This window comes from Pseudomonas sp. McL0111, from assembly GCF_052567255.1.
In genome coordinates this window covers 2,634,655-2,648,767 of record NZ_CP199585.1, presented here as the reverse complement: position 1 = coordinate 2,648,767, position 14,113 = coordinate 2,634,655, and the positions used below count along the sequence as shown (strand labels likewise).

15 protein-coding genes, 1 pseudogene and 1 riboswitch are annotated in these 14,113 nt (G+C 56.3%); of the genes and pseudogenes, 10 read left to right on the top strand and 6 right to left on the bottom strand.

The genetic code is table 11. The features are described 5' to 3' along the window. Positions 1 to 774, top strand: coding sequence for an AraC family transcriptional regulator (locus ACTWLJ_RS12140; RefSeq protein ID WP_445180975.1), 774 nt, complete (start codon positions 1 to 3; stop codon positions 772 to 774). On the opposite strand, the gene ACTWLJ_RS12135 is transcribed toward ACTWLJ_RS12140, so the two are convergent. After that, positions 758 to 1,387 carry a LysE family translocator gene (locus ACTWLJ_RS12135; protein ID WP_401220031.1) on the bottom strand — a complete coding sequence of 210 codons (630 nt, stop codon included), beginning with the start codon at positions 1,385 to 1,387 and terminating at the stop codon, positions 758 to 760. The two genes, ACTWLJ_RS12140 and ACTWLJ_RS12135, sit on opposite strands and share 17 nt — an antisense overlap. Before the next feature lie 181 nt (positions 1,388 to 1,568). Here ACTWLJ_RS12135 and ACTWLJ_RS12130 point away from each other — a divergent pair, with 181 nt between their 5' ends. From ACTWLJ_RS12130 to ACTWLJ_RS12120, 3 genes are all read left to right on the top strand, one after another. After that, positions 1,569 to 2,534 (top strand): 2-hydroxyacid dehydrogenase, encoded by a 966-nt coding sequence (locus ACTWLJ_RS12130; RefSeq protein ID WP_445180974.1) that lies wholly within the window; start codon positions 1,569 to 1,571, stop codon positions 2,532 to 2,534. Positions 2,535 to 2,566: 32 nt separating this feature from the next. Beyond that, on the top strand, positions 2,567 to 3,565 hold the full coding sequence (locus tag ACTWLJ_RS12125; RefSeq protein WP_445180973.1) for a methyltransferase: 999 nt from the start codon (positions 2,567 to 2,569) through the stop codon (positions 3,563 to 3,565). 39 nt (positions 3,566 to 3,604) lie between these two features. Next, positions 3,605 to 3,729, top strand: a riboswitch (yybP-ykoY riboswitch). Between the two features lie 87 nt (positions 3,730 to 3,816). Further along, positions 3,817 to 4,401, top strand: coding sequence for a TMEM165/GDT1 family protein (locus ACTWLJ_RS12120; protein WP_445180972.1), 585 nt, complete (start codon positions 3,817 to 3,819; stop codon positions 4,399 to 4,401). A gap of 176 nt (positions 4,402 to 4,577) precedes the next feature. Here the strand turns inward: ACTWLJ_RS12120 and ACTWLJ_RS12115 are convergent, their stop codons facing one another. Further along, positions 4,578 to 5,396: a M48 family metallopeptidase gene (locus ACTWLJ_RS12115; protein WP_401218959.1), complete on the bottom strand. Its 819-nt coding sequence runs from the start codon at positions 5,394 to 5,396 to the stop codon at positions 4,578 to 4,580. 152 nt (positions 5,397 to 5,548) lie between these two features. On the opposite strand from ACTWLJ_RS12115, the pseudogene ACTWLJ_RS12110 reads away from it, so the two are divergent. Together ACTWLJ_RS12110 and ACTWLJ_RS12105 are read left to right on the top strand one after the other, a co-directional pair. Beyond that, positions 5,549 to 6,946: pseudogene (locus ACTWLJ_RS12110) on the top strand (HAMP domain-containing protein); the annotation flags it as partial. A 12-nt stretch (positions 6,947 to 6,958) separates the two neighbouring features. After that, positions 6,959 to 7,801 (top strand): methyl-accepting chemotaxis protein, encoded by an 843-nt coding sequence (locus ACTWLJ_RS12105; protein WP_401218968.1) that lies wholly within the window; start codon positions 6,959 to 6,961, stop codon positions 7,799 to 7,801. A gap of 112 nt (positions 7,802 to 7,913) precedes the next feature. Here the strand turns inward: ACTWLJ_RS12105 and ACTWLJ_RS12100 are convergent, their stop codons facing one another. From ACTWLJ_RS12100 to ACTWLJ_RS12090, 3 genes are read right to left on the bottom strand one after another with little or no spacing between them, the layout of a single operon-like run. Then, a complete protein-coding gene (locus ACTWLJ_RS12100; protein ID WP_445180971.1) occupies positions 7,914 to 8,537 on the bottom strand; it encodes an SOS response-associated peptidase in 624 nt (207 codons plus the stop codon). A gap of 35 nt (positions 8,538 to 8,572) precedes the next feature. After that, a complete protein-coding gene (locus tag ACTWLJ_RS12095; protein ID WP_445180970.1) occupies positions 8,573 to 8,833 on the bottom strand; it encodes a putative signal transducing protein in 261 nt (86 codons plus the stop codon). A gap of 9 nt (positions 8,834 to 8,842) precedes the next feature. Then, complete coding sequence (locus ACTWLJ_RS12090; RefSeq protein WP_445180969.1) at positions 8,843 to 9,025, bottom strand: CPXCG motif-containing cysteine-rich protein; 183 nt, start codon at positions 9,023 to 9,025, stop codon at positions 8,843 to 8,845. A 142-nt stretch (positions 9,026 to 9,167) separates the two neighbouring features. Between ACTWLJ_RS12090 and ACTWLJ_RS12085 the strand changes: the two genes are divergently transcribed. The 3 genes from ACTWLJ_RS12085 (at position 9,168) to ACTWLJ_RS12075 (ending at position 13,344) form a co-directional block, all read left to right on the top strand. Next, entirely contained in the window at positions 9,168 to 10,331 is a 1,164-nt protein-coding gene (locus ACTWLJ_RS12085; RefSeq protein ID WP_401218948.1) for a 1-acyl-sn-glycerol-3-phosphate acyltransferase, read from the top strand. A gap of 204 nt (positions 10,332 to 10,535) precedes the next feature. Continuing rightward, the gene (locus ACTWLJ_RS12080; protein ID WP_445180968.1) at positions 10,536 to 12,323 is read left to right on the top strand and encodes an ATP-dependent nuclease; all 1,788 of its coding nucleotides are present in this window, start codon (positions 10,536 to 10,538) and stop codon (positions 12,321 to 12,323) included. 4 nt (positions 12,324 to 12,327) lie between these two features. After that, a complete protein-coding gene (locus tag ACTWLJ_RS12075; protein ID WP_445180967.1) occupies positions 12,328 to 13,344 on the top strand; it encodes a DNA cytosine methyltransferase in 1,017 nt (338 codons plus the stop codon). A gap of 64 nt (positions 13,345 to 13,408) precedes the next feature. Here ACTWLJ_RS12075 and ACTWLJ_RS12070 read toward each other — a convergent pair whose 3' ends face one another. Beyond that, positions 13,409 to 13,687, bottom strand: a complete 279-nt coding sequence (locus ACTWLJ_RS12070) for a hypothetical protein (RefSeq protein WP_401218945.1) — start codon at positions 13,685 to 13,687, stop codon at positions 13,409 to 13,411. Between the two features lie 193 nt (positions 13,688 to 13,880). On the opposite strand from ACTWLJ_RS12070, the gene ACTWLJ_RS12065 reads away from it, so the two are divergent. Further along, positions 13,881 to 14,087: a hypothetical protein gene (locus ACTWLJ_RS12065; RefSeq protein WP_401218965.1), complete on the top strand. Its 207-nt coding sequence runs from the start codon at positions 13,881 to 13,883 to the stop codon at positions 14,085 to 14,087. The last annotated feature ends 26 nt before the right edge of the window (positions 14,088 to 14,113 follow it).

Sequence of the window (14,113 nt, the reverse complement as noted above, 5' to 3'; positions counted from 1 at the left end):
ATGTTAATCAGCCACTTTGAACACGGGCCTGTCAGCGCCTACCCTCGGGATTATCTCGACGGCGCTCATCAGCCAATGCACCTGCACCGCGAAGCACAATTGCTTTACGCGGCAAGCGGCGTCATGCGCGTGGTCACGGCGCAAGGTGCGTGGGTGATTCCGCCATCGCGGGCGGTGTGGATTCCACCTGAAGTCGAGCACGAGATTTTCATGTCCGGCGATGTGCTGATGCGCTCGCTGTTCATCGCCCCTGAACTGTCGCCGGCCAATCTGCAACAGTGCTGCGTGCTGGCGGTCACGCCGTTGCTGCGCGAACTGATTCTGCGCGCCGTGCAAGGCCCGCCGCATGCCGACAATCCGTTGATCCAGCGCTTGATGCTCGAAGAGTTGGCACGTCTGGAAAACCTGCCGCTGCACATTCCGCTGCCCAGCGACCGACGCCTGCAAAGCATCTGTCTGGCGCTGCTGAGAACGCCGGATCACCCGAACACGCTTGAGGACTGGGCGCAGGAAGTCGGCGCCAGTTCTCGCACTTTGGCGCGGCTATTCCAGCAACAATTGCAGATGAATTTCAATGCCTGGCGCCAGCAACTGCGCCTGATGGAAGCCCTGCCCCGCCTGCTCGCCGGGGACAGCGTGCAGAGCGTGGCGCGGGATCTGGGTTACGGCAGCGCGCGGGCGTTCAGCGCGATGTTTCGCCGTTTGCTTGGGGAGAATCCCCGGGAATATCTCAACGCCCTGAACCAGCTCAGCTCAATCAATGCATCTCGGTGAACGCGAGTTTCACGCCGATGGCGATCAGTACGGCGCCCATGGTGCGGTCGAACCAGTGGCCCATGCGGGCGAAACCGGCGCGTACGCGTTGCTGACTGAACAGCATCGCTACCAGGCAGAACCACAGCGCGGTCGCCACGGCCAGGTAAATCCCGTAACCGGCCTGCACGCTCAGCGGCGTGTGCGGATTGATTACCACGGTGAACAGCGAGAGGAAAAACAGCGTGGCTTTCGGGTTCAGACCATTGGTCACGAAGCCTGAAGTGAAGGCGCCGCGAGCGGTGCGCTCACCGACTTCCTTGTGCAGATCATCGGTGACGGTTTTCGCCGGTTGCGCACGCAGGGCTTTGAAACCGATGTACAGCAAGTAAGCGGCAGCCGCCCATTTCAAGGCGTTGAACAGCACGATCGACTGCGACACGATCAGGCCGATACCGAGCAGCGAATAACCGACATGCAGAAAGATCGCTGTGCCCACACCCAGCGCAGTCCAGGTGCCGGCGCGGCGACCGTGGGTCACGCTTTCGCGCACCACCACGGCAAAGTCCGGCCCGGGACTGGCGACGGCCAACAAGTGGATCAGTGCAACGGTCAAGAACTCGGTCCAGTACATGGGGGCTCCTTTGGGGCAGCTTCAGGGCCGCTTCGCGACCCAACGGGGATAAATCCCCTCACCACAGGGTTGTGATCAGCAGGGACATCGCATGAGACTTTAGTGCTCTGCGTAACCAATTGTTTCATCTGGTAGGCTCGGCAGATTACGCCTTCCGTTCAAAGCACAAAAGGTACAGTTGATGACGAACCCGCGCCGCGCCGTATTCCTCGATCACCCTTCGCTGGATCTGGGCGACCTCGACCTCAGTCCTTTGCGCGCCTGCTTCAGTGAGCTGCAACTGTTTTCCCAGACACAGCCCGAGCAAGTCGCCGAACGTCTGCAAGGTGCAACGGTGGCGATCAGCAACAAGATCCTGATCGATGCCGCAGCGATGGCCGCCAACCCGGATCTGAAACTGATTCTGATCGCCGCCACCGGCACCAATAACGTCGATCTCGCTGCCGCCCGCGCTCACGGCATCACCGTGTGCAATTGCCAGGGTTACGGCACGCCGTCGGTGGCGCAGCACACCATCATGCTGCTGCTGAACCTCGCTACACGCCTGGCCGATTATCAGAAAGCCGTCGGCGAAGGTCGCTGGCAGCAAGCGAAACAGTTCTGCCTCCTCGACTACCCGATTGTCGAACTGCAAGGCAAAACCCTCGGCCTGCTCGGTCACGGCGAACTCGGCGGCGCAGTCGCGCAACTGGCCGAAGCCTTCGGCATGCGCGTGCTGCTGGGGCAGATTCCCGGACGTCCGGCCCGCGCTGATCGTCTGCCGCTGGATGAATTGCTGCCACAGATCGACGCCCTGACCCTGCACTGCCCGCTCAACGAACACACCCGCCACTTCATCGGTGCTCGCGAACTGGCAGCGATGAAGCCCGGGGCATTTGTGGTCAACACTGCCCGTGGCGGTTTGATCGACGAACAGGCTCTGGCCGATGCCCTGCGCAATGGTCATCTCGGCGGCGCCGCGACCGATGTATTGAGCGTCGAGCCACCAACCCAGGGCAATCCGCTGTTGGCGGCGGACATTCCGCGTCTGATCGTCACGCCGCACAACGCCTGGGGCAGCCGCGAGGCGCGGCAACGCATCGTCGGTCAACTGAGCGAAAACGCTCAGGCGTTCTTCAGCGCTAAGGCGCTGCGGGTCGTCAGTTGATAAACTGCGGCACTTTTTTTCAAGGAGCAGTCATGGACCCGCGCAGTGAAGTACTGCTTCGTCAGCCCGAGTTATTCCAGGGTTCGTTGTTGTTGGCCGGTTTGCCCGCCGACGATCTGCTGGGACGCCTGCCCAATTCATTCGGCTGGTGCTGGCATGCCGGCGATCAAACCGCGCTCGACGCCCGTTTCGAGGGCCGCAGCCATTTCGGCGTGAACGTCCCGGAGCGCGAGTTCGACAGCGCGGTGGTGTTTCTGCCCAAGTCCAAGGACCTGACCGACTACATCCTCAACGCCGTGGCCGCACGTCTGGCCGGACGCGAAGTGTTTCTGGTCGGCGAAAAACGCAGCGGCATCGAGGGTGCATCCAAGCAACTAAACCCGTTCGGCAAGCCGCGCAAGCTCGACAGCGCGCGTCACTGCCAACTGTGGCAAGTCACCGTGGCCAATGCTCCAGAAGCCAAATCGCTGGAAAGCCTGGCGCAAACTTACGAGCTGCCATTGGCCGAAGGCCCGTTGAAAGTCATCAGCCTGCCGGGCGTGTTCAGCCATGGTCGACTGGATCGCGGCAGCGCCCTGCTGCTGGAGCATCTGGACAAACTGCCAAGCGGTCATCTGCTGGATTTCGGTTGCGGTGCCGGCGTGTTGGGCGCGGCGGTCAAACGTCGTTATCCGCACAACCAGGTGACGTTGCTCGACGTCGATGCCTTCGCTGCCGCCAGCAGTCGTCTGACATTGGCTGCCAACGGTCTGGAAGCCGAGGTGCTGACCGGTGACGGAATTGATGCCGCGCCGATGGGTTTGAGCGCGATCCTGAGCAACCCGCCGTTCCATGTCGGCGTACACACCGATTATTTCGCTACCGAGAACTTGCTGCGAAAAGCGGCAAAACATCTGAAAAACGGCGGCGAACTGCGCTTGGTTGCGAACAGCTTCCTGAAGTACCAACCGCTGATCGAAGAGCATCTTGGCGTGTGTGCGATCAAGGCTGAAGGCAATGGTTTCCGGATTTACCGGGCCAAGCGCGGCTGAAAATTAGCACTTGCCGAATGGATTCTGCCTAGGCAGAATCCGCTCCGTCCTAGGGGAGTAGTCTCCCACGAGCGCCATGCTCGTCCGGCATACGTCAACATACTTGATCCTCAGATCATGGCGTATGCGACCCAAGCGTCCGCAACAGACGGATCGCAGGGTTTGACAAGACCTATGACACGAACACCTTACCCGGGGCGGGAAGGCTGTACGTGTCATAGCCGTGTCGACCCGCCCCTTAGGAAATCCTGATGCTGGACTCGTTACTCGTTCCCACCGCAATCGTTGCCTTGGCCGAAATCGGCGACAAGACGCAACTGCTCGCGCTGATTCTCGCCGCCCGCTTCCGCAAACCGTGGCCGATCATCGCCGGCATCGTCGCCGCCACCCTGGCCAACCACGCAGCAGCCGGTGCGGTAGGCGCCTGGTTCGGCAGCTTCTTCTCGAATGCGACGCTGCACTGGATTCTTGCCGCAAGCTTCACCGCCACCGCGCTGTGGACCTTGGTCCCGGACAAAATGGACGACGATGAAACCAGTAGCGCGCGCAAGTTCGGGCCGTTCCTGACCACGCTGATTGCATTCTTCCTTGCCGAAATGGGCGACAAGACTCAGGTCGCGACAGTGATGCTCGCTGCGCAATACCCGGATCTGTGGCTGGTGATTATCGGCACCACCGCAGGCATGTTGATTGCCAACGTACCAGTGGTTCTGGCGGGTAACTTTGCCGCAGACAAACTGCCACTGACCCTGATCCGTCGCCTCGCGGCTTCGGCGTTCATGATTCTGGCAGTGGTTGCGGTGTACAAGGCGATGCAGAGCAGTGGCTGGGTTTAACCCCGTTTACTGATCCGATCAGAATCTGTGGCGGGGGAGCTTGCTCCCGCTGGGTTGCGAAGCAGCCCCAAATTCGACCAATGCGGTTCAATAGTCAGACCGCACTGACTGGGTTTACGACTGCTGCGCAGCCGAGCGGGAGCAAGCTCCCTCGCCACAAAGGGCCCTCATGAATCCTAGGATTTAGGGGCTTGTTCGTACAGCGGCATGACCTTCGGAATCGCCGCCTGCAACGAGGCAATTCGGCTGGCCGACGCCGGGTGAGTGCTCATGAACTCTGGCGGTGAGCCTTCCGATGCCTTGCTCATCTTGTTCCACAAGGTGATCGCCGCGTTCGGGTTGTAACCGGCGCGGGCTGCGAGTTCAAGGCCGATCAGGTCGGCTTCGTTTTCGTTGGCACGACTGTTGGGCAAGGTCATGCCGTAGTTGGCCACGGTGTCGGCCAGCGCCAGACTGTCCTGCCCCAGACCGAGCAACGCACCCGCGCCCTGCTTGGCCATTTCAATGCCATAGGCCTTGGACATCGCTTCACGACCGTGCTCGCGCAGGGCGTGGGCGATTTCATGGCCCATGACGGCGGCGATTTCATCGTCGGTGAGTTTCAGGCTGTCGATCAATCCGGTGTAGAAAATGATCTTGCCGCCAGGACCGCAGTTGGCGTTGAGTTCGTCGCTCTTGATCAGATTGACCTCCCATTTCCACTGCGCCGCATCCGGACGGAAGTTCGGTGCCTGGGCGATCAAACGGTCAGCAATTGCCTGAACCCGTTTGGCGTCACTGCTGGTCTTGTCCAGCACACCTTTGGTGGAAGCTTCGCCGACAGTCTTCTGATAGGACTGGGCATACATCTGGTCGACCTCTTGCGAGGACAGCATGCTGAACATGTACTGCTTGCGCTCCACACCCACGGCGCCGCCGCTGGTGGTGTTGACCGACTGACAACCGGCCAGCAACAGCGCCGCGCTCAGTGCACTTACAACCAATGTCTTGTTCATTCAAAAGCTCCCTGAAAACATGCCGCGTATCCTAGGCGGGTAATTGTATCGGCGCCAGATACAACAGACGTGCAGTAGCTACTTTCAGAAAACACCCGCCACATCTGTAGGAAAAAATTCACACACCCGCACAAGCCCTGCGTCACTGCGTCATGCAGCGATCCGTTTACGACATCCCCGCGCAATTGCCCCGCGCACCACTCATGGCGCAATGCCCGCTGCCGATACAACAGCGCAGACGTCCTCTTGCGTGCGGAGCTCCCATGAAGTTCAAGTCGATCCAGTTTTCCGTGGCCGCCCTGGCCGGCGCCATCGTGCTCAGCGTGGTTGCCGCGCTGGTGCTGTATGCGCTGTTTTCCGGCGCCCGCACTCAAGACATGGTGCAGCAGCGCACCCAGGCGCAGTTCGAGCAAGTCATCGAGCAACGCCTGACGTCACTGGCGCAAACCCAGGTCAGTCAGATCCAGCGCGAACTTGAAGCACCGCTGTTGATTGCCGGCGGACTGGTGCGGGTCAACGCCCTGCTCGGCACGCCGGGCGCTGACGGTCAGCCACGCCTGACCGTCAGCCGTGAACAACTGATCAGCCTGATCAAAGAGAACGTCGAAAAGAATCCGAAGATTCTCGGCACCTACATCGGCTGGGAAAAAAACGCGCTGGACCACAACGACGCGGCCTACATTGGCACCAGCGTCGCCGGCATCGACGCGGCCAACGGGCGCTTCCTGCCATGGTGGTTCCGCAATGACGACGGCACGCTGGGTCTCGACAAACTGGTGGACGTCGACGATCAGAAAGTCCTCTCGACCGGCGTGCGCGCCAGCGAGTATTACCTGTGTTCGAAAGAGAGCAAAAAATCCTGCGTGATCGATCCGGCCCCGTACAAGGTCGGCGACAAGATCGTCATGCTCGCCTCCTTTATTGAACCGATCATGCTCAACGGCGCCTTCCAGGGCATCGTCGGCGCCGACCTGTCGGTGAACTTCATCCAGGAAATGTTGCTCGGCGCCAACCAGAAGCTCTATAGCGGTGCCGGGGAAATGGCCCTGATTGGCGGCAACGGGCGAATCGTTGCCTACACCAAGGACCCGAGCAAATTCGGCGAGAAGGTCAGCGATATCCTCGACGCCCAACAGATTGCCAACATGGCCAATCTCAAGCGCGGCGAAGTCACCTACTCCGTCAACAAGGAAAAGGGCCGCATCGAGCTGTACCTGCCATTCGGCATTGGCCAGACCGATGCGCAATGGACATTGATGCTGCAATTGCCACTCAACGCGGTAATGGCCGATCTGCAAAAACTTCAGGCGGACCTAGACGCTCAGCGCAAATCCGACACCTTCGGCATGGCCATGGTCGGTTTGATCATCGCCGGTCTCGGCTTGCTGGTGATCTGGCTGGTTGGCCACGGCATCGCCCGGCCACTCAAGCAAATGGTCGCGATGCTCGACGATATCGCTCAGGGTGAAGGTGATTTGACCCGCCGCCTGAGCAGTGATCGCAGCGATGAACTGGGCTCGATCGCCAAAGGCTTCAACACCTTCCTCGCCAAGTTGCAGGCGATGATCACGCAAGTGGTGACGTCGGTGCAGAGCGTCAGCGATTCTTCGGAACACACCGCAGACATCGCCATTCGCACCAACATCGGCATTCAGAAACAAATGGCCGAGATCGATCAGGTGGCCACAGCGGTGCAGGAAATGACCGCCACCGCTCAAGACGTGGCGCGCAACGCGACTCAGGCTGCACAAGCGGCCAATCATGCGGATCAGGCAGCCAGCCAAGGCATGCAAATCGTGCGCGATACGTCGAATTCGATTGGCGTGCTCGCGGTGGAAATCGGCAAGGCTGTGGACGTGGTGCAAACGCTGGCCAAGGACAGCGAGAACATCAACGCGATCCTCACCGCGATTCGCGGGATCGCCGAACAGACCAATCTGCTGGCGCTCAACGCGGCCATCGAAGCGGCCCGCGCCGGTGAGCAGGGCCGCGGTTTTGCGGTGGTCGCGGACGAAGTACGCAATCTGGCGCAGAAAACCCAGAAAGCCACCGAAGAAATCCAGACCATGATCCAGCAACTGCAGCAGGGCACCCGCGATGTGGTGCGGGTCATGGAAGACAGCCAGAACCGCACCGACGAAAGCGTGCAGCACGCGGCGAAAGCGGCCGAGGCGCTGGAAACGATTACTCAGGCGGTGTCGGTGATCAACGACATGAACACGCAGATTGCCAGTGCCGCCGAGGAACAGAGTGCGGTGGCGGATGACATCAACCGCAACGTGATCAACATCGGGCAAGTGGCGAATGAAGTGGCTGGCGGGGCGGATGAGTCGAGTTCGGCGAGTGCCGATCTGACCAAACTGGCTGAGCAGCAGCGGCGGCTGATCAACCAGTTCAAGGTCTGAAATAACGGGAAGGTCCTGCGGACCTTATCGCGAGCAGGCTCGCTCCCACTTTGGAATGCATTTCAACTGTGGGAGCGAGCCTGCTCGCGAAGGGGCCAACTCCGACAACCCATCAACCCGGGGTCAGACACTCCGGCCCGTTGAGCTTGGGATCATTGACCATGTTCGCCAGCACCCGCTCGCGTAGCGCCGCAGGTTCGCTGGCGAGCAAACCCTGCAAGACATGCAGCGGCGTCTCGGGATCGAGCCATGCGGCTTGCCCCGCCTCATCCAGAATCAACGGTCGACGCTGACTGGACGCCGGTTGAGTGATGACCGCTGTGCTCAGCCACACCTGTTCCTGCACCGGGTACGCCTCCCAGATCGCCGCAAAAAACAGTGAAGCGCCCTCCCCCGGCGTCAGCCAGTACGGGCGCTTGCGCTGGGTGCCGCGCCATTCGTAGAAACCGTTGGCCGGCAGCAGGCAGCGGCGCAGGCGCAGCGCTTCGCGAAACATCGGCTGTTCGGCGACGGTTTCGGCCCGGGCATGCGCGGGGGTTTTCGACAGATCCGTCAGCCACGGCGGCGTCAGCCCCCAACGGGCGCGGGCCAGCGTGCGCTGACCGTCAGGCTCGGCCCGCAGCATCAACACCGAATCATTGGGGGAAATGTTCCACTGCGCCAGTTGATCGGCGGGAAAACCTGGCAGGGCCGCGAAGTCACGGTTCCAGCGAAACAGGGCATAACGTCCACACATGGGGCAACACGACTCTGGATAAAACGAACGTCAGCCTAACAGACCAGCGTACCGGGGAAGCTCTCCGGTTCATCGCCGGGCAGCGGCAGCGCGGCATTGTACGCGGTGATCAACTCGCGGGCGTAAGCAGCCTGATCATTATCGACGGACAACCCCAGCAGGCCGAAGATCGGCAGTTCGCCCGTGCCCCCGAGCAAATCGCGGCCCACCAGGTGCGCCTCGATACCTTCACTGGCGAGCATGCCTTGCAGCAACTCGCCTTCCATCAGGTTTTCCGGTTCGTAGATTCGCTGCATGCGCACCCCTCACTCGTTTTCACTACGGACGTCGAGAAACCATTCATCCCCATGAACCTGCAATACAAATGTGATCGGCCGGCAACACACCTGACAGTCCTCGATATAGGTCTGATCTCCGCCGGAGAGATCAACCGTGGTTTCGACCTCTTCACCACAATACGGACATTCATACTGTGCGTTCTCCAGCATCGCGGTCTCCCAAGTGACTTGTGCGTATAATCGCCGGTCTATTTGCAGGGCTATTTTTGTCTGGCTGACTTTTCAGACCGTGCCCCGTTGGTTTTCGATCAAAACCTTTACTTACCCTAGCCGTTTCTAACAAGAGAGCATGATGGGCGAATTCGATGCCATCCGACCTTACGACGACAGCGAAGTACCTGTGGTACTGGCAAGACTGCTCGGCGACAAGGCGTTTCTAGATATCCTCACCCACTTCCGCTTCCCGCGTTTCGCCGGTGCTTTCGGCTGGATGCTCAAACCACTTATAGCCCATCGGCTGCGTCGTGAGTTCGCCGACGTGACATCGGTGGCGACTTTGCAGGACAAGGTCGAGTCTTACGTCGACCACACCATCGAGCGCGCCACCGACGGCGTGACCTATACCGGTGTCGAGCAATTCAAGTCCGGCAGCGCTTATCTGTTCATCGCCAACCACCGCGATATCGTGATGGACCCGGCCTTCGTCAACTACGCCGTGTATCACGCCGGCCTGCCGACCCCGCGCATCGCGATTGGCGACAACCTGCTGCAAAAGCCGTTTGTCAGCGACCTGATGCGCCTGAACAAGAGTTTCATCGTGCATCGCTCGATCACCGGGCGTCGCGAGAAGATGGCGGCGTATCAGTTGCTCTCGGCCTACATCAACCACTCGATCCGCAATGACTGCGCGTCGATCTGGATCGCTCAGGCCGAAGGCCGGGCCAAGGACGGCGACGACCGTACCGAGTCGGCGATCCTCAAGATGTTCCACATGAGCCGCAAGGACGAGCCGTTCGGCGAAGTCATTCAGTCGCTGAACGTGACCCCGGTGTCGATCAGTTACGAATACGACCCGTGCGATCAGGCCAAGGCCCGCGAACTGTATATCCGCGCCACCACCGGCACCTACGCCAAGGCGCCGGGCGAGGATGACGTGAGCATCGCCAAGGGCATCACCGGCTATAAAGGCCGCGTGCATGTGAACTTTGCGGCGCCGATTACTCAGCTGTTCGAAGACACCAAGCAATTGGCGGTCGAGATGGACAAGCAGATTCTCGGCGGCTATCGCCTGTTCCCGGTGCATTACCTGGCGTATGCGCAGTGGACCGATGCCGACCCGCAATTGCAGGTGCCGAAAGCCGCTGAAGTGTTCCCGGCGGATGAGTTGGCCAAGGCGCAGCAGGAATGGCAAAGCCGACTGGACGCCTGCCCGCAAGAGCACCGTCCGTATCTGGTGCTGCAATATGCGACGCCGGTGCGTAATCAGTATCGGGTGAAGGCTGGATTGCCGCTTTAAGCGGTCATTTAAACACTCTAAACGCCCTGCTCAGGGCGTTTATCGCTCCTGACCATTAGTATTAGCGCACACGACCTATTGGCGGACCTCTGAATTTCTGCCACTCTTGGCGATATGCCATCACAACCAAGACGGCTAGCATTAATTATTTGCAACACTATCAAAATCTAATTTTAATAAATAAACATGCAAACGGACTCAAGCATGCATCTAACTGAGAAACTTAATAAGGCTTTTTTAGCAGGACAATTTGAACCATCCATTCGACATATTCGGTTTCCGCACTTTAAAAATTTAACGCCTTATTTGAAACTAGACTTCAGCAGCCCTATTACTGCGATTGTAGGAGCAAACGGCTCAAATAAAAGCTCCGTCCTGAGAGCTATCGCATGCTGCCCTCATTCCGAGAACATCGGAGATCATTGGTTCTCCACCGAGGTGGATCCTATAGATGAATCTGGAGGGCGACCTCGCTACATATTCGGATATATAGATAAAAACTCAAAAAAGATTGTAGAGGTAATACAGGTCCGAATTCGAAAACCGTTAAATCCTGACTACTGGGAGCCGTCGCGCCCTTTAATTAGTGATGACATGGAAAAAATGCCGACATTAAAAGCCGGCCAAAAAGTTCCAGGAAGAACGCAAACCAGATGGGCAGGAATAAACAAGGAACTGGTACTATTAGATTTCAGAAGTGAGATAAGTGCCTTTGATAAACTTTTTTACCATGGATCAATGACAGAGTCACTTAGAAGCAAGTCCTCAAAAGAGCATTTACGCTCAAGATCAAAACTTCTAAAAAGAGTAATCGAAGAAAACCTTCAATCCTTGCGCCCATTTAAGAAGCGCCAAGAAATGATTATCTCCAACGAAGAACTGCCTCAAGAGCAACTCGATGCCATCTCAGAAATAATTGGGCGAAAGTATCTCAAAATAAGATTAATCAAACACAATTTATTTGAAAGCTGCTCATATACTGCAATATTACAAACCTCAGACTTGTCCTACAGCGAAGCTTTTGCTGGCAGCGGCGAATTCGCGGTTGTTATGCTGGTGCACAAAATATGCGAATGTGAACCCGGCAGCCTTATTGTATTAGACGAGCCAGAGGTATCGCTTCATCCTGGAGCGCAACTTAAATTGATGGAGTTCTTATTCGGCCAATGCTTAGAACACAAACATCAAGCATTCATAGGAACACATTCAAAATTCATCGTGGACGAACTTCCTTCGAACGCAATAATCTTGCTACAACATGATCCATCTACTGGAAAAATAGTAGCAGAGCAAAATATTAAACCGAGAGAAGCTTTTTTCCACTTAGGATTAAATACAAAAAATAAAAAACGTATTTTTGTCGAGGACTTATTAGCCGCAGAAATTATCAAAAAGTGTCTGCGCACCATCGGCCCTGCAGCACTAAATCAATTCGACATACTTGTTTACCCCGGAGGAGCAAAGTCTATATTCGGAAAGTGCATGACAGCTCAATTCCAGACAGGCGATACAAATTCAATATTTTATTTAGACGGAGACCAGCATCCGAAAAAGAAAATCATTCACCCAAAGGACATTCCACAAACAGACCATAAAAAAATAGAAGACGAGCTATATAAGCTTACTGAAATGAGAGAATTTGAATTTGCGCTCAACGGGGGTAATGACAAAAATTTCGAGTCCAAGAAACACTTACTCGAAAGGGATTTTCTTTCTTACGTATTAGAGAGAACATATTATCTCCCAGCAAAAAATCCTGAGGTTTTTGTTTGGGAAAATATGCAGCATGACAGCGCATCAAATTCATGCAATAATCTTCCGCCTAAAGACCGCTATGCAAAACTAACCAAGTTAGAAAAAGGTCTTATGGACACCGAAAATGTCAGAAGCAACGAAATCCTTGAAACTCAGATACGGAGACTGGCAACAGTGAATAATAACAACCCAGATCTTCTGATCGTGATTGAAACGCTAAAGATGCATATTGAGTAACCCCATGCCTATTAATGTTTTTGACTTCTTCTCAGGATGTGGCGGCACTAGTTGCGGCTTCAGAGACTCAGGAATGAATATCAAGCTTGGCCTTGATATCGACTCTGACTCAGCCAAAACTTACCGCCATAATTTCCCGGAAGCCGATTTCATTGAGGGTGACATTCGAAACCTACCAGTAAGCGCGCTAGAAAAAATCCTTCGCGATACCAAAGGGCCAATCCTTTTCAGTGGTTGCGCCCCCTGCCAGCCATTCTCAAAGCAAAATCGACATCAATCCAAGGAGGATCCGAGAAGAAACCTTCTTCTTGAATTCGGTCGCTTTGTTGAGGCTTGGCTTCCTGATTACGTTTTTGTAGAAAACGTACCAGGAATGCAGAAAAATTGTTTAAACAGTGAAACCTTCATAAACTTCACCTCACTTTTGAGCAGGCTCGGTTATTTCTATGATGCAAAGATTGTTCAAGCGTTGTGGTTTGGTGTACCACAAACACGTTCGCGACTAGTGCTAGTTGCATCAAAACATAAAGAAATTAAACTTCCAGAGCCAACGCACGGTCCTGGGCTCAACCCCTATTCTACCGTGCGAGACTGGATATCCGGGTTACCCAGACTTAGTGCTGGGGAAACGGACTCTGTAGATCCAGATCATTGTTCAATGAAGTTATCTGAACTCAACCTTCGCAGAATTTCATGCACTATCGAAGGGGGAGGAAGAGAAGGCTGGCCCTCTGAACTACTCCTAAACTGCCATAAAAATTACAGTGGCCATAGTGATGTTTATGGAAGGCTATCTTGGAATAAACCAGCGGCCGGACTTACGACCAAATGCATTAGTTACTCAAATGGAAGATTTGGGCACCCAGATCAAATGCGTGGAATAAGTATTAGAGAGGCCGCAGCTCTCCAAACATTTCCTTATAGCTATAGGTTTTTCGGCTCCCTTCAGTCGAGGGCGCGACAAGTTGGCAACGCGGTCCCACCACTGATGGCGAAAAACATTTCCCAGGTATTTAGGTAGCAAGAGGTTCCTAGCACCTGAATCCACAATTGAATTGCAGTTCCAAAATCTGTACCAACACTTTTTAAAAGCGGGTGCTGATCCAGGAGACGATCAGGGCCAGGCCCAGGCAGACGAAGCCGAAGCGGTAGAAAAACCGGTTCATGCGCAAGGTCGCCCAATCCATGATCGGCTCGGCGTTCGGCTGGGCCTGGCGTTGCGCGGCGATGCTGGCCATCGCCCGTTGTTCACGGCGGCGGGTAGCGTGCAGCAGCCAACTGCCCGGAAAGGCCAACAGCAGCGCCAGCAGGTTGATCAATTTGGCCGGATGGGTGGTAAACAGCGTCATCAAGTGCAGCGACATCACAAACCTCAAACTAAACCGGTGTGGCAGACGCCAGACCGACGACCGCGCCGCGGATAATACCCAAACCTGCCTGCCCTGCCCCAGCCTTTGCGACAAATAACGCAACAATCGACCGATGGCTGTCCTGTGTCACAGCTTCGTCATGTAGATCAACCACCATGCGCGCCTCGAAACCCACATGGAACGCGACATGCTTCACGCCGAGAACCAGGACCGTCTTTACCTCATCACCCCCAGCGACGAACAACAGAACCTCGTCGGCAGCCTGGCCTTCAATGTTCAGGATCGTCACTGGCTGGTGTATTGCGCGCTGGGCGGGCATCAGCATGCGGATTTACCGGAGACTGATTTGCTGACCGGCGTGAGCGTGCTCGACTTCTATTCACAAGCTGCCTGACACAAAAAAGCCCGGAACCATCACTG

What these genes read in the sequence shown, in the direction of transcription:
- ACTWLJ_RS12140 (WP_445180975.1), top strand. Translation starts at nt 1, where the DNA reads ATGTTAATCAGCCACTTTGAACACGGGCCTGTCAGCGCCTACCCTCGG.
- ACTWLJ_RS12135 (WP_401220031.1), bottom strand. Translation starts at nt 1,387, where the DNA reads ATGTACTGGACCGAGTTCTTGACCGTTGCACTGATCCACTTGTTGGCC.
- ACTWLJ_RS12130 (WP_445180974.1), top strand. Translation starts at nt 1,569, where the DNA reads ATGACGAACCCGCGCCGCGCCGTATTCCTCGATCACCCTTCGCTGGAT.
- ACTWLJ_RS12125 (WP_445180973.1), top strand. Translation starts at nt 2,567, where the DNA reads ATGGACCCGCGCAGTGAAGTACTGCTTCGTCAGCCCGAGTTATTCCAG.
- ACTWLJ_RS12120 (WP_445180972.1), top strand. Translation starts at nt 3,817, where the DNA reads ATGCTGGACTCGTTACTCGTTCCCACCGCAATCGTTGCCTTGGCCGAA.
- ACTWLJ_RS12115 (WP_401218959.1), bottom strand. Translation starts at nt 5,396, where the DNA reads ATGAACAAGACATTGGTTGTAAGTGCACTGAGCGCGGCGCTGTTGCTG.
- ACTWLJ_RS12105 (WP_401218968.1), top strand. Translation starts at nt 6,959, where the DNA reads ATGATCACGCAAGTGGTGACGTCGGTGCAGAGCGTCAGCGATTCTTCG.
- ACTWLJ_RS12100 (WP_445180971.1), bottom strand. Translation starts at nt 8,537, where the DNA reads ATGTGTGGACGTTATGCCCTGTTTCGCTGGAACCGTGACTTCGCGGCC.
- ACTWLJ_RS12095 (WP_445180970.1), bottom strand. Translation starts at nt 8,833, where the DNA reads ATGCAGCGAATCTACGAACCGGAAAACCTGATGGAAGGCGAGTTGCTG.
- ACTWLJ_RS12090 (WP_445180969.1), bottom strand. Translation starts at nt 9,025, where the DNA reads ATGCTGGAGAACGCACAGTATGAATGTCCGTATTGTGGTGAAGAGGTC.
- ACTWLJ_RS12085 (WP_401218948.1), top strand. Translation starts at nt 9,168, where the DNA reads ATGGGCGAATTCGATGCCATCCGACCTTACGACGACAGCGAAGTACCT.
- ACTWLJ_RS12080 (WP_445180968.1), top strand. Translation starts at nt 10,536, where the DNA reads ATGCATCTAACTGAGAAACTTAATAAGGCTTTTTTAGCAGGACAATTT.
- ACTWLJ_RS12075 (WP_445180967.1), top strand. Translation starts at nt 12,328, where the DNA reads ATGCCTATTAATGTTTTTGACTTCTTCTCAGGATGTGGCGGCACTAGT.
- ACTWLJ_RS12070 (WP_401218945.1), bottom strand. Translation starts at nt 13,687, where the DNA reads ATGTCGCTGCACTTGATGACGCTGTTTACCACCCATCCGGCCAAATTG.
- ACTWLJ_RS12065 (WP_401218965.1), top strand. Translation starts at nt 13,881, where the DNA reads ATGCTTCACGCCGAGAACCAGGACCGTCTTTACCTCATCACCCCCAGC.